Origin of the sequence: Bacillus sp. AFS015802 (assembly GCF_002561455.1) — a bacterium.
Taxonomy (GTDB): Bacteria; Bacillota; Bacilli; order Bacillales; family Bacillaceae_B; genus Rossellomorea.
Window position 1 is genome coordinate 1 of sequence record NZ_NTUP01000004.1, and the last position, 19,797, is coordinate 19,797.

Genomic DNA, 19,797 nt, shown 5'->3' on the forward strand with positions numbered 1-19,797 from the left:
TAAAGCCCTGTGGGGTCTCAGCTTTCCCGCCATTCCCGCAGGAGTCGAGCACCTTCCGCTCCAATCAACTTACTGAGAATCAGTTTCTTGCTCCAATTAATTTCAAGCGCTATGAAAATTTAGAATATAGACATTTCTTAATTATATGACCAACCAAAATGCTTAAAAAATCCTAAAAGACAGGACGAGTGATATGTTGACATCCCATTATTTTTTTGCACTTTCGCTTCCAGAGGAAACAAAACGTTATATTGATGGGTGGATTGAGCCGATGAAGGAGCAGGATTCGTTTAAGAAATGGGTCCATCCCGCAGATTATCATCTGACCCTTGCCTTTTTAGGGAGTGCAGAGGATCTTGGGCCTGTCATGGATAAGGTGGGGGATTTGGTATATCCTTCTTTTCCCTTGACGCTAGGCAGGTTCGGCACGTTCGGTAAAAGCGACTCCCCGAGAATCCTGTGGATGGGGGTGGAGCATTCGGACGCGTTGCACCGACTCCGGGATCTTGTGTACGGTTCGTGCGAAGAAGCGGGCTTTCAATTGGATAAGAGGCCTTTTTCCCCGCATATTACAGTGGGCCGGAAATGGGATGAAGGATTCGCCTTTACACCCGGGTGGCTGAACGAATTCCAGCCAACTGAAAGCCATGCGTTTACAGCAACGAAAATGGTTTTATATCAGACTCACCATGACCGGCTGCCTAAGTATGAAGCCATACACACCATACCGCTACAGGCAAATTGACCGTCACGAAAGGACCGATTCATATGGCACAGCTCATTAAGCTTCAAGATTACGTTTCACGATACGAAACGGATTTATATAGATATCCTTCCCAATTTGTCCGATTAAAAAAGCAGCAATGGGAAAAAATGAAACAACATTGGGAGAATGGGAATCTGCCCTCTGCATCAGCTCCCGTAAAGGAAGAAGCGGACGATGAGAAGAACTCCATGAAGGAAAAGCTCTTTTCCCTTTTTAAAAAGAAAGAGGCTGAGGAAGAGCCCCTTCCCCTTCAGCCGAGTGATGAAGAACTGCATTTTGAGATGGATGCAGGTCAGGATATCCATTCAGAAGAAGAGTTGAAGATGTCCTTTTTGAACCTTGTGTTTGATTTTCAGCTGAGATGGGCAAGCTCTACGATCACGGAGAAATCCTATGTGGACAACAGCTACCATTATGACGAGCGATTACGCCATCTCCTCCAGCGTTTCCCGGATAATATATTCGTCATGTACAACCCCGTCCTGAAAATCAAGAATGCACCGGTCGAGCTGGAGACGATCCTGATCACTCCGACGGGCATATGGTGCCTGACCTTTCTCGAGTTCGAGGAGGGAACGGCCTATATCGGCTCGGGGGAGCGATTCTGGTTGAAAAAGTGGGGAGATGCCGAGACCAAGGTGTTGAATCCGCTCATTGGGTTGAAACGGATGGAGCGTATCATCCATCAGATCATACAATACGCCGGAGTGGAACTCCCTATTCATCAAGCTGTCATCAGCAGGAATGGTTACATAGACTATCCGCAGTCCCCTGCAGGGATCCGGTTCCTGGACAAGCGAATCCACAATGAATGGTTCCTTCAGCAGAGGTCAAGCTCTTCACCGATTAAGAGTGTGCAGCTGAAAGCCGCTCAGGCCATCATGGACTATTGTCAGACCACCTCCTTCAAGAGACTTCAATGGGAAGATGGGCAAGCTGCACTAGAAGAGTAGCCGGCGGTTTTAAGAGGATGCTTACAGGGTATATTCAATCAACATGCAGTTGATTGACTTATTCATAAAGTACAAGCATATACCTTAATAAAGCGTCATGAGATATCCAACCATAAACAGCGGACCAAATGGGCGTTCAGTGAATACTATAAGATAGGTTAAATGTGCTCATCATGTTTTTTCTTTAAGCTTATTTTATGAGTTTATTGCTACTTTAGATAAGAGAGGGGTAGTTGATTTCCGCTCCAGGATGCTCGCTTTCCGCGGGGCTGGCGGTGAGCCTCCTCGGCTGCGCCTGTGGGGTCTCACCTGTCCAGCTCCGACGGCTAGCCCCTCGAGGTCATAAGATAAATGGTCCAAGAAGGCAAAAAGCGCCTTCTAGGTCCATCTACCTTATGCTTGTCGGGGCTGAGCAAGCCGTCTCCGCTTTTCGAGCTGTCCAGCTATTCCCGCAGGAGTCGAGCATCCTTCCGCTCCAATCAACTTTCTAAGAATGTTTCCTTTACAAGTAGTTACGTGAACATAAGTCTTTGAGAAACAACTTCATTTAAGGTTCATTGAACTTTGACCCTTTTTTCTGGTTCTTTTCTTTTGGAAACTTTTGTGCTCTGGCAAGTTGACTCTTGAGATGGTGAGGGGAAATGCGTAGACTCCTGCGGAAAAACGATCGTGACGAGACCCCGGAAGCGAAGCTGAGGAGGCTCGGCCGAACGTCCGCGGAAAGCGAAGCATTTTCCCGCACCATCCAGCAGTTACTGATTGACAGAGCACAAGCAGAAATTTGTTATCTCGGAAAATGTTAAACAGAAGTGGGTGGCAGAAGTGTTAGTCATTAGCAGGCAATATGATGCGTTTCTAGATACGTTCAATACGATCACCATGATCCTTCCATACGATTATCATGAGGGCAATTCGAATCACTTCACCCTTATCAGGGGAGAGGAGAAAATCGCCCTTCATATCGAAGACAAGATCCCCCTGAACGATGCCATGAAGTATGTGACGACCATTCAAAGTGAGAAGATTGTTTTAGGGGAGCTCTATGAAATCGTCGATGAACATGGTACAAAGACAGACCTTCAGATCGGGGCCGTCATCCGGACCGGGGAGTTTGATCAAAGGTACTACTATGATGGCGATGACCTGGGTATTACATACCTGGATGGGTGCACCGTTTTCAAGGTGTGGGCACCGACTGCGACAGAGGTCCGTTTGAAGCTCAAATCACCCGATGAGGAAGAAATCCAATACCCGTATACACGAATGGATAGCGGCGTGTGGGCATGCAGGGTGGATACCGATGTAGAGGGGTATTTTTACAGTATCCTTCCGTGTATCAATCTCGTTTGGGATGAGCTTGTCGACCCTTATGCGAAAGCAGTCTCTTTGAATAGTGAATGGGGCTGTGTCATCGATCCGGGCAAGAAGAATGTTCCCCTGTCACCATTACCCTCTCCGACAGATGCTGTGATTTATGAGCTGAACATCAGGGATTTTTCTGCACAAGAGGAAAGCGGGATGAAGTTCAAGGGGAAATACCGTGCCTTTTCGGAAAAGGGAACGACCACCCCTAAAGGATTCTCAAGCGGGATCCAGTACGTAAAGGAGCTCGGGGTCACCCACGTCGAGCTGCTCCCTGTGAACGATTTCGATGGTGTGACCGACAACCCTTCAGACACAAGCTATAATTGGGGATACAATCCCCTGTTCTTCAATGCTCCTGAAGGGAGTTACAGCTTAAAGCCCGAAGATCCCTCTGAACGGATCAGGGAATTAAAGACGCTGATTCAAAGTCTTCACGATGAGAATATCCGGGTCATCCAGGATGTGGTGTACAACCACGTGTTCATCCGGGAGAATTCATCTTTCGAAAAGCTCGTGCCCGGCTATTTTTTCCGTCACGATGAAAATGGCTTACCGTCGAACGGGACGGGGGTGGGAAATGATTTTGCCTCTGAACGGCTGATGGCGAGGAAGTTCATTGTCGATTCGATCCTTTACTGGATGAAAGAATACGGTGTCGACGGCTTTCGCTTTGATTTGATGGGGATCCTCGATGTGAAGACCATGACCGTGATCCGTGAAGAAGTGGATAAGGTGTTACCGGGGGCGATATTAATTGGAGAAGGCTGGGACTTGAATACGCCACTCCCTCCCCACCAAAAGGCGAATCTTCGCAATGCCCATCAGCTTCAGGGAATCGGGCAATTCAATGACTGGTTCAGGGACACCATCAAGGGGAGTACATTCAATTTATACGATAAAGGCTTCGCCCTCGGTCACGGACATCTAGAACAGAAGGTGGAGCTTGTCCTCACCGGCAGCATCGGGATGAGGAGCGGGGAACGTGGACTATTCAAAGAGCCGGTTCAATCGGTCAACTATGTGGAGTCCCATGATAATCATACGCTGTGGGATAAAATGAAGGCGTGCCTGAATGAAGACGAAGAAACACTGAAGGCTCGCCATAAATTAGCGACTACGATGGTGCTGTTATCCCAAGGGATCCCGTTTCTCCATGCGGGGCAGGAATTTTTCAGGACGAAAAAGGGGATCGAGAACAGCTATAACTCACCCGTAGAAATCAATCAGCTGGACTGGGTGAGAAGAGAAGAATACGATGACGTGGTTCAATACGTAAAAGCCTTGATCCAAATCCGGAAAAGTCACGGGGCCTTCCGGTTTCAAAAGAGTGACATGATCCGGGAACATGTAAAGGTGTCCCACAGTCAGGCGAACCTGGTGGATGTCACGTATCGGAATGTCCATCCATACGGGCCTTGGGATGAGATCCTCATGGTCTTTCATTCTGATACTAAGCCCTGTCAGTATTCCCTCCCTGAAGGAAAACAATGGATCTGTCTATCAGATGGCAATCAGGCGAGTGTAAGCGGTCTGTACGATGTGAAGGCGCCTTCCATCAATCTCGAGCCGGTCTCATCCTATGTGTTTGTAAGGTGACCGTTCATTCCAGTGCTTGACGAAAATGCAAGATGACGATAAAATCTAAACAGATGGCTATTGATTTGTATTGCCCAATAGCTGTCTTTTTTATTTTATAAGACTTTTAAACATGACATATATGAATGAAATATAAACATGACAAAGGACCAATAGAAGGTGAATATATTGGAACACTTATTTGACCAAGATTGGGAAATCGTCCCCGCAGGCGGTGCGACCGGAGAAGCGTTCTTTGCTCAGTATCAGGAGCAAAGGTTATTTCTGAAGCGTAATTCTTCCCCTTTTGTTGCTGTATTGTCAGCAGAAGGGATCGTCCCCAAGCTTGTCTGGACAAAACGAATGGAAAACGGGGACGTCATCACGGCACAACACTGGTTAAATGGGAGAGAATTAAAGCCCGAAGAGATGAAGGATGAACGTGTGGCAAGGCTGTTGAACAAGATCCATTCCTCAAAGCCCCTTTCCACCATGCTCGAGAGGCTGGGGAAAGAGCCGTTTCAACCGGAGCATATGCTGACGGAAGTGGAAACGGGCCTGGAGTTCGATCTTCTTTCTTTGCCTGTGATCAGAGAGGCGCTTTTGTTTCTTCAAAAAGAGCTCATGAGCGTTCAACAGGAAGAATATGTGGTCTGTCACGGAGACGTCAATCACAACAACTGGCTGCTGTCTGATTACAACCAGTTGTATTTAATCGACTGGGATGGAGCAATGATTGCAGATCCCGCCTTTGATGTAGGCTTATTGTTATACTGGTATATCCCTGAGGATCAGTGGGAAAACTGGCTGACTCAATACGGGCTCGAGCTGACCGATAACCTGAAGCTGCGCATGAAATGGTACGTCGTGGCCCAAACGATTTTATCCATCCAGTGGCATAAGGGGAAAGCCCGTTTCCACGAAATGAATCACTGGATTGAATATTTACACAAGGTCATATAAATTCAAGAGTAGCTGTTCATATCCGTGACCCACTGGGACAGGTTCTGTTTATTGGTCGTAATATGGTTCGTCAAGTCAGGCGAGGAAATGCCGCTTTGACTGTATTGATAAATTTCCTGTAAGACGGGTTTGACGTTTTCATGGATATCGGCATTGACCATCAATGACTTCACTAAACGTTCAACCTGCTCACATTCTGAAACCGAACCGCAGCAGTCAGACGAATGATTGCTTAAAATATCGGACAATAACTGTATTTGATTCTGTGAATTTAAAGGCATCGAGTACACCCTTTCATTTTCATAAGTTTGACTGAAACACGTACTTTCTAAGAGCCCTTTAAATGAACGGACCCGAAAAAAGGAATTCACTACTAGTGTGTGAATTCCTTTTTCAATTATGCGCCCTTTTTTGAGGGACGGACCTCCAAGCTGAGTCTGGTTCCATTTTGGCTCTTGCATAGGACTGTTAGTCATGGTATGTTTTTTTCGATAATAAAAAATGAGGTGTCTACATGCGTTTACGTCATAAACCTTGGGCTTCTGAGAAAATCAGTGATCATCCACAGTATGTGGTGGCAGAACCCCAGGAGAAAAAAGGTCAATGGAACAAAGAGTTTGGCAACGACAATCCCATCCATATTGAGGTTGGGACAGGAAAAGGTCAATTCGTCACGGAAATGGCAAGGGCCAATCCGGACGTTAACTATATTGGAATCGAGTTATACGAAAGTGTCATTGTGACCGCCCTTGATCGCCTGATCGAAGCAGAGCTTCCGAACGTGAAGCTGTTGAATGTCGATGCAAGGAATCTGACGGAGTATTTCGAAGCGGGAGAAGTGGACAGGGTATACCTGAACTTCTCAGATCCATGGCCGAAAAATCGCCATGAAAAGCGCCGCCTGACGTATAAGGACTTTTTATCGATGTATGAACAAATCCTGGTCAAGGCTGGAGAAATCCACTTCAAGACAGATAACCAGGGATTATTCGAGTACTCTTTGAAGAGTTTCTCGTGGTACGGTCTTCATTTGAATTTCTTAAGCCTTGATCTTCACAACAGTGAGTTCGAAGGCAATATCATGACCGAATACGAAGAGAAATTCTCTGCTAAAGGTCAAAGGATTTACCGCGTCGAAGCACAATTCCAAAATGGATGAATGAAAGCAGCCCTGCGATTGATTTCGCGGGGCTGTTTTCATTGCCAGGGCCTCCTCCTACAAGTTGTCCATGTATTCTGATAAAATGAAGGAGTATGAACAAAGGAGGAGTCAGGATGGAAACGTTGAAGGTTGGAGATCTAACAATACACTGGCTGAACGGCGGAGTGACCCATATGGATGGGGGAGCGATGTTCGGTGTGGTGCCAAAGCCTCTCTGGTCAAAAAAATATGCCGTGAATGAGTTGAATCAGATCGAATTGCGGACCGATCCCCTTTTCTTTCAGTGGGAAGGAAAAAATGTATTAATCGAATCCGGGATCGGAAAGGGAAAACTGAATGACAAACAAAAGCGCAATTACGGGGTGCACGAAGAATCGGATATCGAAGCATCCCTTGCGTCCCTTGGGCTTACGCCTAAAGATATCGATGTGGTCCTGATGACTCATATGCATTTCGATCACGCATGTGGATTGACGGCCTATGAGGGAGATGAAATGGTTTCGGTCTTTCCGAACGCCGTCATCTACACCTCACAGGTGGAATGGGATGAGATGAGAAATCCCAACGTACGCTCCCGGAATACATATTGGAAGGAGAATTGGGAAAGCATCCAGTCTCAGGTAAAAACGTTCAAAGACGAGACGGAGGTCCTTCCAGGGATCAAGATGGTCCACACAGGCGGACATAGCGACGGCCATTCGATCATCCTCTTGGAGCATGGTGGGGAGAAGTTCATCCATATGGCGGACATCATGCCGACCCATGCACACAAAAATCCGCTGTGGGTACTCGCTTATGACGACTATCCGATGACGTCCATCGGAGCAAAGGAAAAATGGATCAGTAAGGCGATCGAAGAAGGGTACTGGTTCCTTTTCTATCATGATGCGGTGTACAGAGGCATCAAATGGAATCGGGACGGGGAAATCGTCCAAAAGGTCGAACGGGAAAAATAAGGAAAAGAGACTGGGACAAAAGGGTTTCAGCTAAAGAAAAATCCGAACGAGTGATTTGATGAAAATCTAACTCGTTCGGATTTTTGATTTTTAGTGCTAAAGCTTAATCTAGCATTAAGCAGGTTCTAGCTGTTGATTGGAGTGCAAGACGAAGACTCCTGCGGGAAAAGCGGAATAGGTGAGACCCCGCAGGAGCGTCAGCGACGAGGAGGCTCGCCTTCCGCCCGAGGAAAGCGAAGTCTTGCACGGAAATCAACAGCGGTATTACACGTGATCTAATTGTTCGTCTTTAGAATGTATAGATTTAGTTATGTCCCAGCCTCTTTTTATCACATTCAAACCAATGGATATACATCCACAACCGTTCCGGTATAAGCATCGGCAACGAACTCGTACTGCTGCAGTTCGCCGTCCATTCGTCTAGAGATGCCGCCTTTATACACTTTTGTTTTGACGGAGTGCTTCTGATAGTCTTCAGGCTTCATACCGATCCATGAACCATCGATACTGCCTTCTTTTTTAAATGACAGTTTGACGTCCTTTAATACTTTTTCAGCAGATATGAGGCGCGAATCATCAAGCTGTTCTTTCAGGAAGTATCCGCCCACTGCTCCGATTCCGAGTCCAACTACGAAAAATTTCCAGTTCATCTTTATTCCCTCCACAGGCTGATCTTGCATGCGGGCATGAAAGAAAGTCCCAATCGGACCTTGTCAAACTTCCCGGCAATGATCGATAATTTTCCATCCATACGTACATTCTATCAAAGAAAACATAAAAAAGAGAACTGGTTTTACTCTCAATTGGTGGTAAGAGGTGCGAAAGTTCTGTAAAATAAGATTATACATAAACTAGATTTTAAATAAAAAGGGGCATACGACATGAAACAAGATACGTTGGAATTATTTAAAACATTGACGGAATTGCCGGGAGCGCCCGGTAATGAGCATGCGGTCCGTAAATTTATGAGGGAACAATTATCCCGACACTCCGATGAAATCGTACAGGATCGGTTAGGCGGCATATTCGGTGTAAGAAAAGGCAGTGATCAGGATCCTGTTGTCATGGTGGCCGGGCACATGGACGAAGTGGGCTTCATGGTTACGTCAATCACGGATAACGGCATGATCCGCTTCCAGACACTTGGCGGCTGGTGGAGCCAGGTGCTTCTCGCCCAGCGGGTTCAGATCATGACCGATAACGGTCCTGTTACAGGCGTGATCGGAAGCATCCCGCCTCACCTGCTTGGGGAAGAACAGCGGAGAAAGCCGATGGATATCAAAAATATGCTCATCGATATCGGTGCGGATGACCGGGAAAATGCACGTGAAATCGGAATCAAGCCGGGTCAGCAGATTGTACCGATCTGTCCGTTCACGCCGATGGCCAATGAGAAAAAGATCCTTGCCAAAGCGTGGGATAACCGCTATGGATGCGGATTGTCCATTGAATTATTAAAAGAGCTTGAGGGCGTATCCCTTCCGAACACCCTTTACTCCGGGGCCACTGTCCAAGAGGAAGTGGGATTGCGCGGTGCCCAGACCGCAGCCAATATGATCAATCCGGATATCTTCTTTGCACTGGATGCGAGTCCTGCGAATGATATGTCAGGGGATAAGAACGAATTTGGTCAGTTAGGGAAAGGGGCTCTTCTCCGCATTCTTGATCGTTCCATGGTCACGCACAGGGGCATAAGGGAATTTGTCCTTGATACAGCTGAGTCTAATGATATTCCATACCAGTACTTTGTTTCCCAGGGTGGGACAGACGCCGGAAGAGTCCATATGTCCAATGAAGGGGTCCCAAGTGCAGTGGTGGGAATCTGTTCAAGGTATATCCATACCCATGCATCCATGATCCATGTAGATGACTATGCGGCAGCCAAAGAGCTGATCGTCAAATTAGTCAAAGAGTGTGATCGCTCGACCATCGAGACCATTAAATCCAATGGATGATCACGAATAAAGAATAGGAAAAGGCTGTCTCATTATGTAGCATTGAGGCAGCTTTTTTATAGAGAGAAAAAAGGGTTTACCCTGTTAGAAATGAGGTATTATTTTGTTAAAAGTAGCAATCGGAACAACAAATCCCGCAAAGGTACAAGCAATCCAAAAAGCCTTTCAGGAACAATACGGGGAAGTGCAATTCCAGTGTATGAAAACCGAATCCTATGTGAGCGAACAGCCCCTATCCGACCAGGAGACGATAGAAGGCGCAATAAACCGTGCCAAGAATGTCCTCAAAGTCACGGATAGTGACATAGGGATCGGACTTGAAGGTGGGGTATCCGAGGCCCTGTACGGAATGTTCGTCTGTAACTGGGGCGCGCTTGTTGATCGGCAAGGAAACGAAATCATCGGTGGAGGGGCAAGGATCTCCCTCCCGAAAGAAATCAGTATGGAATTGAAAGCCGGGAAAGAGCTCGGTCCCTTGATGGATGAATACACCCAGAGAACGGGAATCAGAAAAAAAGAAGGGGCCATAGGCGTTTTTACCAATGGTCTCATTACAAGGGAAGCAATGTTCCTTCACGTCGTGGAGCTATTGATCGGTCAGTGGCAATACAAAACGAATCTTTCAGGAAAATAATATGCGGTACATTTATCATTAAGGGGTACTTGGCCCATACCAAATCACCCGGACCTTCATAGGATGGAGTATATCAGACTTAATTTAATCTGATAAATTCTTTCTAAGGAGGTTAGAATTTATGGGATGCAACTATTGTAATGACCGAGTTGGCGGACGCCGTGATGATGATCGACGTGACGATCGCCATGACGATCGCTTCTGTTGTGACTGGGATAAATTCCTGTTTGGGAACAGAAGAAGATGCAACTTATTTGGGACGAATGATGATCACAGAAAATGTGGATGTGATAGAGACAACGTCAGAGGTGCAGAAGACCGTAACAGAGGATGCAGAGGCAGAAGAGGCGATGAAGACAATCGTGGAAGATGCGGATGTAGAAGACATAAGCGCTGCGGTTGTGGCTTCGGATTTTTCTGGTAATAGCATTGGAACCCCTGTAAAATGGGGTTCTTTTTTTATTCAAAAAAACCCCCTGAACGTTGTGTACAGGGGGTTAGGGAAATTATTTTACACCTTTCATCGCCCGTTGGATCATTGGTGAAATGAGGAATAAAATGACCGCTAACGCGATGGCCATCCCACCGATTGAACCAAAATAAAGTGTTTCATTTTCTGGTGAATAGAAACGGACAAGCTGTGCGTTCAGAGCCTGCGCACCGGCAGAAGCCAGGAACCAAAGACTCATCGTCTGAGCAGAGAACGCTTCAGGTGCAAGCTTTGTTGTAGCCGAAAGACCGACCGGTGATAAGCATAATTCACCAAGCACGACGATGAAGTAGCTCAGCACAAGCCATAATGGGTTTACAAGAGAGTCTTCTCCTCCCATTTGTGCAGGTAACAGAATCACTAAGAAAGATAAACCGGCAAACAATAGACCGAATGAAAATTTCTTCGGAATGGATGGCTGACGGTCACCAAGTTTCACCCACATCCAGGCAAACACTGGAGCTAACAGGATGATGAATAGTGGATTCAGTGATTGGAACCATGCAGGAGAGATGGAAATCCCCATGAAATCAAGCTGTGTACGCTTGTCTGCATAAGCGGCAAGAATAGTAGAGCCTTGTTCCTGGATCGACCAGAACATAACCGCTGAGATAAATAATGGAATGTATGCAAGTACTCTTGAACGTTCCGTTTTTGTTGTTTTTGGACTATAGTACATCACAATGAAGTAGATGGTCGGCACGACGATTCCGAAAATCCCGACGATATTGATGAATACGTCCAATGTGAATAAACCTGCAGGAATCGTGATACCTAATAAAATGGCAAGACCTACTGCGACTGCACCTACGATTAATCCGTATTTCTTCTTTTCACGGGCATTAAGCGGATTTGGAACATATGTCCCCGCAAGACCCAGGTTCTTTTTCTTCGTTAACATGAATACGACAAGACCTAAGAACATACCGACGGCGGCAGCTGCGAATCCCCAGTGGAAACCTTTTGATTCCATAAGGCTACCTACGATCAGTGGAGCTATGAAGGCACCTAAGTTGATTCCCATGTAGAAAATACTGAAAGCAGCGTCACGGCGGGTATCATTTTCACTGTACATTTCCCCGACAACCGTGGAAACGTTCGGCTTTAATAAACCTGTTCCGATAACAATCAATACCATTGAGACAAAGAACAGAGATAAGCTCCCTGGAAATGATAAAGCAATGTGACCAAACATGATGAATATTCCACCGTAGAAGACGGCTTTCGAAGTCCCGAATACCCTATCAGCCAGCCAGCCTCCGATGACACCTGACATGTACACAAGTGAACCATAAATGGACATGATGGCTAAAGCGGTGTTTTGCTCAAGGCCCAGTCCACCTTTTGACACTTCATAGTACATGTAGAAGACAAGGATGGCACGCATTCCATAGTAGGAAAAGCGCTCCCAAAACTCTGTGAAGAATAAAGTGAATAATCCCTTTGGATGTCCAAAGAAACCTTTTTGAGGGACACTATCCACAATTTTCTGTTTATTCATTGATGACATGTTGTTACAACCTCCCTTATTCTTTTACTATAATATTTTATTATTTTCTTAAAGTCAAAAAAAGTTTGCAAATGGTTAATAATAACATAATCTATCTTTAGATTGCCAATATTTTATTATTTTTAAATAGTGAAAATTTATAGGTCTTTCGTAAGTTTGATTATTCGCATGAAAAAAGCGTGCAGGAATGATTCCTGCAGGCTTCGTGTACGATATGCTTATTCAACTTCAAACACGTAAGACAGGGTCTTTAGTGCCTGATCAATGGATGTAACGGTGACATTTGCCTTATTTGAAAGCTCTTTCAATGGATGATGCAGTTTTTCGGGGCGGATGAGGATAAGGGGCTTTTCCAGGACAATGGCCGTGCTTGCATCCATCGCTGTGTTCCATTGCTTGTATTCTTCCCCGAATAACGCAACCACCACATCGGATTTCTTCATAAGCAGCTCTGTCCGGAAATTGTTAACAGCCGATGCAGCCTCGTCACGAAGAATCTTGTTTGGCTGTTCTCCGAGGATTTCTTCTCCAATCGAGTCGGAACGATCATGATTTTCCATGGGGCCGACAAAATGAAGGGGGAGTCGCAGCGCTTTCGCTTTATCCTTTAATTCGTCCCTCCAGGAGCTGTGAATCTCTCCTGCTAAATAAACGGTAAATTCCACTCTGATCACCTTCCTGTTTTTAGTCATCTTATCATAAATACCCTCTCGAAGGTAAATAAACCATCTTTCCCATGAAAAAGGCAGAATTTCTTATTGGAAGGGTTGTCAGTGGGACTTTGTGAGGGTATCATAGGCGTAGGTCCTAGGCATGAAAGGGAGGTAAAATGAAGACGATAGCATCGATCATTTTCTTTATTCTTATCCTTATTTTAGCAGGATGCAATACAACCATCGATCAACAAAAAGAGGAGACAGCAAACGTGGTGGAGGGTGCTTTGGACTCAGATGAAGCAGCCGGCGAAGAGGCTGGGAACATCAGCTTTTATCTCCCGTTTGGTGCCGAGATAGAAAAAGAATCTCCTTATAATATCATTATTTCAAAAAGCTCTGATACGTTTATCCTTTTCACGAACCCTCAAGAGGATCAGGATAGTGAACTTCTATATAAAATGGCCATTAATGACAAAAAAAGTCTCGTGAAGCATGGGACTTTCAAAGAAGACGACCGCTTAGGATACTATGTCATTAAGGAATTACCAGATACAGAAGAATACGAACTGACTGTGGGAGTGGGCGGCACGAAAGTAACGACGCAATCTGCCTTAGAGGACTTATCGGATAACGCTGAAATGATGATGAAAATGGCAGCATCAGTGAAACACAACTAGATAGATACAGACCGGTTCCTTTCTGCAAAAGCAGGAGGGTGCCGGTTTTTTTTATGTATGTAGAATAGCTAATCGATTGAAAAAGAAAATATAAGAAATCAGACCATATTGAAAGGGGAAAAAGGATAGACAAATGCAACATGTGTCTTTACACTAGTAAAAGGAAGTGGTTACAGTGGAGGAGAGAGAAACATGAAAGCATATTTGGAGAAAAAAGGCATTACGTTGTCGGCAAAGACGTATTTTATAGATGCATTAAGTTATATGGCATTGGGCTTGTTCAGTTCGTTGATCATCGGACTGATCATCAAGACGATCGGGGAACAGCTTCCCATCCCTGCAGGCTTAAGTGAATTTTTCATAGAGATGGGAACTCTTGCCATCAGCCTGATGGGACCGGCCATTGGGGTGGCGATTGCCTTTGGTCTGGGTGCACCGCCCCTTGTCATATTCGCGGCTGTCGTGACCGGGGCTGCCGGGGCGAGCCTCGGAGGACCGGCTGGAGCCTATGCAGCGGCTGTTATATCAACTGAAATCGGCAAGCTCGTTAGTAAGACAACAAAAATTGATATCATCGTTACACCATTTATCACGATCTTTGCCGGATTCACGATTGCCTACTTCATCGGGCCGGGAATCGCTGATTTCATGAGCATGTTCGGAAGCTGGATCAGCTGGGCGACGGAGCAGAGGCCGATCGTGATGGGGATTTTGGTTGCGGCCCTCATGGGTCTTGCGCTGACAGCCCCGATCTCAAGTGCGGCCATCGCATTGATGCTTGATTTAAGCGGTGTTGCGGCTGGAGCCGCCACAATCGGCTGTGCCGCTCAAATGGTGGGATTCGCTTGTATCAGTTACCGGGAAAATCGGGTGGGTGGATTGTTCGCCCAGGGTATCGGTACCTCGATGCTTCAAGTTCCAAACATTGTCCGCAACCCCCTTATCCTCATTCCCCCGACCATAGCAGGCATGATCCTGGCCCCGATCGGTACGACCATCTGGGTGATGGAAAACAATGCAGCCGGAGCAGGGATGGGGACAAGCGGCTTCGTCGGTCAGATCATGACCTTCAAGACAATGGGATTCAGCTGGGATGTCACGATGAAAATCCTCTTGTTGCATTTTGTTGGACCTGCCTTCATAAGCCTGTTAATATCTGAATATATGCGTAAACTAGGTTGGATCAAACCCAACCAAATGACGATCGAAACAGGGGGCAAGTAAAATGCGTAAACTTGAATCAGTGGAAGAATTCCATCAGCTGAAAGAAAGCGGGAAACATGTATTCATGTTTTCAGCCGACTGGTGTCCGGATTGCCGGATCATTGAGCCGATCCTTCCGGAAATCGAAAGCGAGTATCCGGAATACACATTCCTATATGTGGATAGAGATCAATTCATCGACCTGTGCATCGAGCTGGATATCTTCGGGATCCCGAGCTTCTTAGCATACGGAGATGGCCGCGAGCTCGGACGCTTCGTGAGCAAGGACCGGAAAACAAAAGAACAAATCGAAGACTTTATGAATTCATTCGCTTCATAAACAACAGGAAAAGGGATCACCTTATGTGTGTGATTCCTTTTCTTTTTGCCTGAAATGAAGAGGTTCCTTTTGTATTCTCGTCAGTTTGATGTAAAATGTTATAAGTGAATAATTAAATTCGAAAGTAGGATACCATTACTTTCTATTATAAAAGTAAGAGTAAAGGAGGATCAGTTTTGGACATAAAAAAGCTGAAAGGTATACTTCAGGAACGATTACAAAAGCCGAATCGTACATTTACATATGACCGGGACAAAGACTCCCTCAGAATCGAAAACACTGATACGAAAAAAGGCATCACCGTCGCCCTGCCGCCGATTGTATCCAAATGGAAAGAAAATAATAAATCCATCATCGACGAAGTGGTTTACTACGTGGAAGAAGCGCTGAACGTGATGGGAACCGAAGCGGATCTTGGCGGCAAACAGAAAAAAGTCTTCCCTGTCATCCGCTCCACCTCTTTTGCAACGGAGTCCAATGAGGGCGTCAGCCTCGTCACAGATGACCATACTGCTGAAACGCGTATTTACTATGCTGTTGACTTGGGGAAAACCTACCGACTATTGGATGAAAACATGCTGAAGGCTGAAGGATGGACCCACGGGCAAATGAAGGAAACCGCCCTCTTCAATGTAAGGAGCTTACCGACAAACATGAAGAAGGACGAAGTAGCCGGAAACCTCTTCTATTTCCTCAACAATAATGACGGGTACGATGCAAGCCGCATCCTGAATGAGGCGTTCCTGAAACAGGTGAGCAAGGATATTAAAGGTGAAATGACGGTATCAGTGCCCCATCAGGATGTTTTGATCATCGGGGATATTCGTAATGAAACAGGATACGACGTCCTGGCACAGATGACCATGAGCTTCTTTACCACAGGAAATGTTCCGATTACGGCTTTATCCTTTGTATATGAAGAAGGGGAACTGGAGCCGATCTTTATTTTGGCAAAAAATCGCAAGAAGGAAAGGGAGAAGAAATAATGAACGTATTTTACAATTTGGAAGGTATTGGTGATACTCTGATCGTAACATTGAATCCGGGGTTTGAAGGAGAAGTGCTGCACGAAAGAAAAGAAGATGCTGCACGTTTATATGACGAGAAAACAGGGAAAACACTTGGCTATAACCTATTCAATGCCTCAAAGTATATGAAAATGACTGAAGTGGGGCCTGTCGAGATGAATGACGAGAAGCTCCAATGGATCAATGATGCCATCAAGAAAAACGGTTTCGAGGAAGTATTGGAAGCAGACTTCTCACCAAAGTTCGTGGTAGGGTATGTTTCTGAAAAAGAAAAACACCCAAATGCTGACAAGCTCAACATCTGCACAGTGGACGTTGGAGAAGAAACCCTTCAGATCGTTTGCGGTGCACCGAACGTTGACAAAGGACAAAAAGTCGTTGTGGCCAAAGTCGGCGCAGTCATGCCAAGCGGGATGGTCATCAAAGATGCAGAACTCCGCGGAGTCGCCTCATCAGGCATGATCTGCTCTGCCAAAGAACTCGCCCTCCCGGATGCTCCGCAGGAAAAAGGCATCCTGGTCCTGGAAGATACCTACCAAGTTGGCCAACCATTCACAGCATAAAAATCAATACCTGGGTCCGGAGAGTGGGCTCAGGTATTTTTGTTTTCAATATTAAAGTCAGTGTAAATGAGAATAGTTGAAAACTTACGCATTACAATCTCTTTACACCTATGTTTATTTCGACACAATCCTTTAACAATTCTCTTATTCTATCGAAATGACTCGAATTTTTCTCTTTAACTGATAAAATAAATAGTAAGTATGAAAGAAAGAGTGATGTTTGTGAGCTGGATTAAAAAAATATTTGGTAAATTATCAGATAATGACGAACAATTTGAAGAATATTATGATGAAAACCATGACGATGTTCAGAAAATCGAACCGAAAAAAGCTGAACGTAAACATATAGCAGGGCCCAATCATTCCCGTGATGTAGAAGCAAGGATGACCTATCAATACCCAAAAGGGAACTTCCGATTTCCCCTCATATCAGACGGGGAGACGAGAGAACGTCCGCGGAGAGTCCGACGAAATCAAGAACAGGAAGAGTCGGTCAAGGAACAAGCGGTGAAGAAACCCACCCAATCCCCGAGCAGTCGGAAATGGAAAGAAGAGAACCATTCTGCTCCTGTCAAAACAAAGAAAACGTCCAAAGTGGAAAAAGGAAACAGCAGACCGTTTACTCCGACGGAAATACCATCGCCCATTTACGGGTTTAAAGGAAGACCGGTCAAAAAAGAAGAAAGTGTCGAATATGAGCTGAAGAAATTTTTACATAACGAAGAAGAGAAAAAAGAAACAGTCATCGATCATAAAGCCATATCGATAGTGGAAGAATCCCTTCCTTTGGCAGGAAAAGTGGGTGAGGTTGAAGACGCGGGAACAGGAGAAGTGGAAGAAGAAACAAGCAGCAGCCCTTCACTTGAACTTCCTGTGGAGCCACCGATTCATGCTGCAGATGCACAAGAGGAACAAGAGCAAGGATTTACAGATGACGCTCAACCTGAATCAAGTGAACGTATCTCCCTTATAACGGAAACGGAACCGCAAAAAGATGAGCCGGAAAGTCTTGAGCCTCTAGAACCGCTTCAAGATGAAGGTCCGTCCCTCGAAAATGAATCAGCTGATCCTGTACAGGAAGTCCCTTCAGTGGAGGCTGTGCAGCCCCAACTGGAAACGGAAATTCAGGAATCGGTTGTAGTAGAAGGATCTGTTGCAGAAGAAGAGCCGGTTGCAGAGGTGAGTCGTGTCGAAGAAGAACCGAAAGCAGTTGAACCGGCGAAGGAGGAGCCACAGAGACGGAAGAGATCTCATCTTCCTTTTAACGTTTTAATGCTGAAACAGGATAAGCGCCAGATGGACAGCCGTAAATCAGCCCAGCGTCCGGAAAGATCTCCTTCAAAGGAAAGAGAGGGTGCGGTGGGACAAACGGCACCGCAACCGCCTGTCCAGGAGGCACGCCGGGAAGAACCGGCTGAAGCCCCGGGTGTTTCAGAAGAGAAGCACTCTGAAGGGAGCACGGTCCAGGGGGAGGAAGCGGTCAAGAGCTATAGCGAATTGAGCGCATCATCGAAGAGGACGAGGGACTATGCCTTCCCGGAAATGGATTATCTGATGCCGCCTGTTTCAAAGGAAATGAGTGAAGAGTGGCTGGATTCTCAAAGACTATTACTTGACGAGACGCTGCATAACTTTAACGTCAGGGCCAAAGTGGTGAATGTCACACAGGGACCGTCCGTCACACGGTTCGAGGTGCAGCCGGAGCCAGGGGTGAAAGTCAATAAAATTACGAATCTGACAGATGATATAAAGCTCAGTCTCGCTGCCAAGGACATCCGGATGGAAGCGCCGATTCCCGGTAAGCACACGATCGGTATCGAGGTGCCGAACAGGGAGAGCCGGCCGGTATGCATCAGTGAAGTCATTGCAAGTCCGGCGTTTCAAGAGCCGACGTCCCCTTTGACGGCGGCGCTTGGACTCGATATTTCCGGCCAGCCCATCGTGACCGACTTGAGCAAGATGCCCCATGGTCTCATTGCGGGAGCCACCGGATCCGGGAAAAGTGTGTGCATCAACTCGATTCTCGTCAGTCTCCTGTACAAGGCATCACCGGATGAACTGAAGATGCTCCTCATCGATCCGAAGATGGTCGAGCTTGCACCTTATAACCGCATACCTCACCTTGTTAGTCCGGTGATCACGGATGTGAAAGCAGCGACTGCCGCCCTTAAATGGGCCGTGGAGGAAATGGAAAGACGGTACGAATTATTTGCCCACACGGGAGTAAGGGATATTAAGCGCTTCAATGAACTGGCCAAGCGGAACAAACAATATAGCGATATGCTGCCGTATCTCGTGATCGTCATTGACGAGCTGGCGGACCTGATGATGATGTCGCCTGCAGACGTGGAAGAAGCGATCTGCCGGATCGCCCAGAAGGCACGTGCCTGCGGAATCCATTTGATCATCGCCACTCAACGTCCTTCCGTCGATGTCATTACCGGCTTGATCAAGGCGAATGTGCCGACAAGGGTCGCCTTTTCCGTTTCATCAAGCGTCGACTCAAGAACGATCATCGATGGCAGCGGAGCAGAGCGCCTGCTCGGTAAAGGGGATATGCTATTCCTTGAGAATGGTTCATCCAAACCGGTCCGATTGCAGGGTACATTCGTATCCGATGACGAAATCGATGACATCATCCGTCATGTAAGGGAGCAACGGGAACCGGATTATCTCTTCCAACAGGATGAACTGATCAAGAAGGCTCAGGTGACCGAGGAAGAAGATGATCTGTTTTTAGAAGCATGTGAGTTTGTCGTCGACCAGGGCGGGGCATCCGCCTCAAGCCTGCAGCGGAGGTTCCGTATCGGCTATAACCGGGCGGCAAGATTGATGGAAATGATGGAGAGTAATGGAATCATCTCCGAGTCAAGAGGCAGTAAACCAAGGGATGTCCTCATTTCCGAGAGTGAATTGGAGACACTTGCCTAGACTAGTACAAATATTTAATACATGGTATTCTGTTTATATCTGTCCGGCTAAAGGACTCAGTAAACAGAAT

The 19,797-nt window shown here is 46.3% G+C and carries 20 protein-coding genes; 16 read left to right on the forward strand and 4 right to left on the reverse strand.

Going from position 1 to position 19,797, the window contains the following annotated elements; all coding sequences use genetic code 11:
* The first annotated feature begins 193 nt into the window (after window positions 1-193).
* The 5 genes from thpR to CN378_RS02420 all read left to right on the forward strand — a co-directional run bounded on the left by thpR (window position 194) and on the right by CN378_RS02420 (window position 5,622).
* Window positions 194-745: an RNA 2',3'-cyclic phosphodiesterase gene (gene thpR / locus CN378_RS02405; protein ID WP_098350346.1), complete on the forward strand. Its 552-nt coding sequence runs from the start codon at window positions 194-196 to the stop codon at window positions 743-745.
* A 23-nt stretch (window positions 746-768) separates the two neighbouring features.
* Window positions 769-1,719: a nuclease-related domain-containing protein gene (locus CN378_RS02410; RefSeq protein ID WP_098350547.1), complete on the forward strand. Its 951-nt coding sequence runs from the start codon at window positions 769-771 to the stop codon at window positions 1,717-1,719.
* 641 nt (window positions 1,720-2,360) lie between these two features.
* Window positions 2,361-2,522 carry a hypothetical protein gene (locus tag CN378_RS22480; RefSeq protein WP_179884775.1) on the forward strand — a complete coding sequence of 54 codons (162 nt, stop codon included), beginning with the start codon at window positions 2,361-2,363 and terminating at the stop codon, window positions 2,520-2,522.
* 19 nt (window positions 2,523-2,541) lie between these two features.
* On the forward strand, window positions 2,542-4,680 hold the full coding sequence (pulA, locus tag CN378_RS02415) for a type I pullulanase (protein WP_098350548.1): 2,139 nt from the start codon (window positions 2,542-2,544) through the stop codon (window positions 4,678-4,680).
* Between the two features lie 168 nt (window positions 4,681-4,848).
* On the forward strand, window positions 4,849-5,622 hold the full coding sequence (locus tag CN378_RS02420) for a phosphotransferase family protein (RefSeq protein WP_098350347.1): 774 nt from the start codon (window positions 4,849-4,851) through the stop codon (window positions 5,620-5,622).
* A 2-nt stretch (window positions 5,623-5,624) separates the two neighbouring features.
* On the opposite strand, the gene CN378_RS02425 is transcribed toward CN378_RS02420, so the two are convergent.
* Complete coding sequence (locus tag CN378_RS02425) at window positions 5,625-5,903, reverse strand: YtzH-like family protein (RefSeq protein WP_098350549.1); 279 nt, start codon at window positions 5,901-5,903, stop codon at window positions 5,625-5,627.
* Window positions 5,904-6,136: 233 nt separating this feature from the next.
* Here CN378_RS02425 and trmB point away from each other — a divergent pair, with 233 nt between their 5' ends.
* Complete coding sequence (trmB, locus tag CN378_RS02430; protein ID WP_098350348.1) at window positions 6,137-6,781, forward strand: tRNA (guanosine(46)-N7)-methyltransferase TrmB; 645 nt, start codon at window positions 6,137-6,139, stop codon at window positions 6,779-6,781.
* Between the two features lie 116 nt (window positions 6,782-6,897).
* Entirely contained in the window at window positions 6,898-7,740 is an 843-nt protein-coding gene (locus CN378_RS02435) for a YtnP family quorum-quenching lactonase (protein WP_098350349.1), read from the forward strand.
* A gap of 335 nt (window positions 7,741-8,075) precedes the next feature.
* Here the strand turns inward: CN378_RS02435 and CN378_RS02440 are convergent, their stop codons facing one another.
* Window positions 8,076-8,390, reverse strand: a complete 315-nt coding sequence (locus CN378_RS02440; protein WP_098350350.1) for a PepSY domain-containing protein — start codon at window positions 8,388-8,390, stop codon at window positions 8,076-8,078.
* Between the two features lie 231 nt (window positions 8,391-8,621).
* Between CN378_RS02440 and CN378_RS02445 the strand changes: the two genes are divergently transcribed.
* The 3 genes from CN378_RS02445 (at window position 8,622) to CN378_RS02455 (ending at window position 10,874) form a co-directional block, all read left to right on the forward strand.
* On the forward strand, window positions 8,622-9,695 hold the full coding sequence (locus tag CN378_RS02445; RefSeq protein ID WP_098350351.1) for a M42 family metallopeptidase: 1,074 nt from the start codon (window positions 8,622-8,624) through the stop codon (window positions 9,693-9,695).
* A 103-nt stretch (window positions 9,696-9,798) separates the two neighbouring features.
* Window positions 9,799-10,329 carry a DUF84 family protein gene (locus tag CN378_RS02450; protein WP_098350352.1) on the forward strand — a complete coding sequence of 177 codons (531 nt, stop codon included), beginning with the start codon at window positions 9,799-9,801 and terminating at the stop codon, window positions 10,327-10,329.
* Between the two features lie 140 nt (window positions 10,330-10,469).
* Window positions 10,470-10,874, forward strand: a complete 405-nt coding sequence (locus tag CN378_RS02455) for a hypothetical protein (protein WP_098350353.1) — start codon at window positions 10,470-10,472, stop codon at window positions 10,872-10,874.
* Here CN378_RS02455 and CN378_RS02460 read toward each other — a convergent pair.
* Together CN378_RS02460 and CN378_RS02465 are read right to left on the reverse strand one after the other, a co-directional pair.
* Window positions 10,836-12,329: a peptide MFS transporter gene (locus CN378_RS02460; protein ID WP_098350354.1), complete on the reverse strand. Its 1,494-nt coding sequence runs from the start codon at window positions 12,327-12,329 to the stop codon at window positions 10,836-10,838. The two genes, CN378_RS02455 and CN378_RS02460, sit on opposite strands and share 39 nt — an antisense overlap.
* A 218-nt stretch (window positions 12,330-12,547) precedes the next feature.
* Window positions 12,548-12,994 (reverse strand): YtoQ family protein, encoded by a 447-nt coding sequence (locus tag CN378_RS02465; protein WP_098350355.1) that lies wholly within the window; start codon window positions 12,992-12,994, stop codon window positions 12,548-12,550.
* A gap of 164 nt (window positions 12,995-13,158) precedes the next feature.
* On the opposite strand from CN378_RS02465, the gene CN378_RS02470 reads away from it, so the two are divergent.
* From CN378_RS02470 to CN378_RS02495, 6 genes are all read left to right on the forward strand, one after another.
* Window positions 13,159-13,662 (forward strand): hypothetical protein, encoded by a 504-nt coding sequence (locus CN378_RS02470; protein ID WP_098350356.1) that lies wholly within the window; start codon window positions 13,159-13,161, stop codon window positions 13,660-13,662.
* Between the two features lie 192 nt (window positions 13,663-13,854).
* Window positions 13,855-14,886: a PTS sugar transporter subunit IIC gene (locus CN378_RS02475; protein WP_098350357.1), complete on the forward strand. Its 1,032-nt coding sequence runs from the start codon at window positions 13,855-13,857 to the stop codon at window positions 14,884-14,886.
* A gap of 1 nt (window position 14,887) precedes the next feature.
* A complete protein-coding gene (locus tag CN378_RS02480; RefSeq protein WP_098350358.1) occupies window positions 14,888-15,205 on the forward strand; it encodes a thioredoxin family protein in 318 nt (105 codons plus the stop codon).
* 176 nt (window positions 15,206-15,381) lie between these two features.
* Complete coding sequence (locus tag CN378_RS02485) at window positions 15,382-16,191, forward strand: DUF1444 domain-containing protein (protein ID WP_098350359.1); 810 nt, start codon at window positions 15,382-15,384, stop codon at window positions 16,189-16,191.
* Window positions 16,191-16,796 (forward strand): YtpR family tRNA-binding protein, encoded by a 606-nt coding sequence (gene ytpR, locus CN378_RS02490; RefSeq protein WP_098350360.1) that lies wholly within the window; start codon window positions 16,191-16,193, stop codon window positions 16,794-16,796. The genes CN378_RS02485 and ytpR overlap by 1 nt, the downstream gene beginning before the upstream one ends.
* A 222-nt stretch (window positions 16,797-17,018) precedes the next feature.
* The gene (locus CN378_RS02495; RefSeq protein ID WP_098350361.1) at window positions 17,019-19,727 is read left to right on the forward strand and encodes a DNA translocase FtsK; all 2,709 of its coding nucleotides are present in this window, start codon (window positions 17,019-17,021) and stop codon (window positions 19,725-19,727) included.
* Window positions 19,728-19,797: the final 70 nt, after the last annotated feature.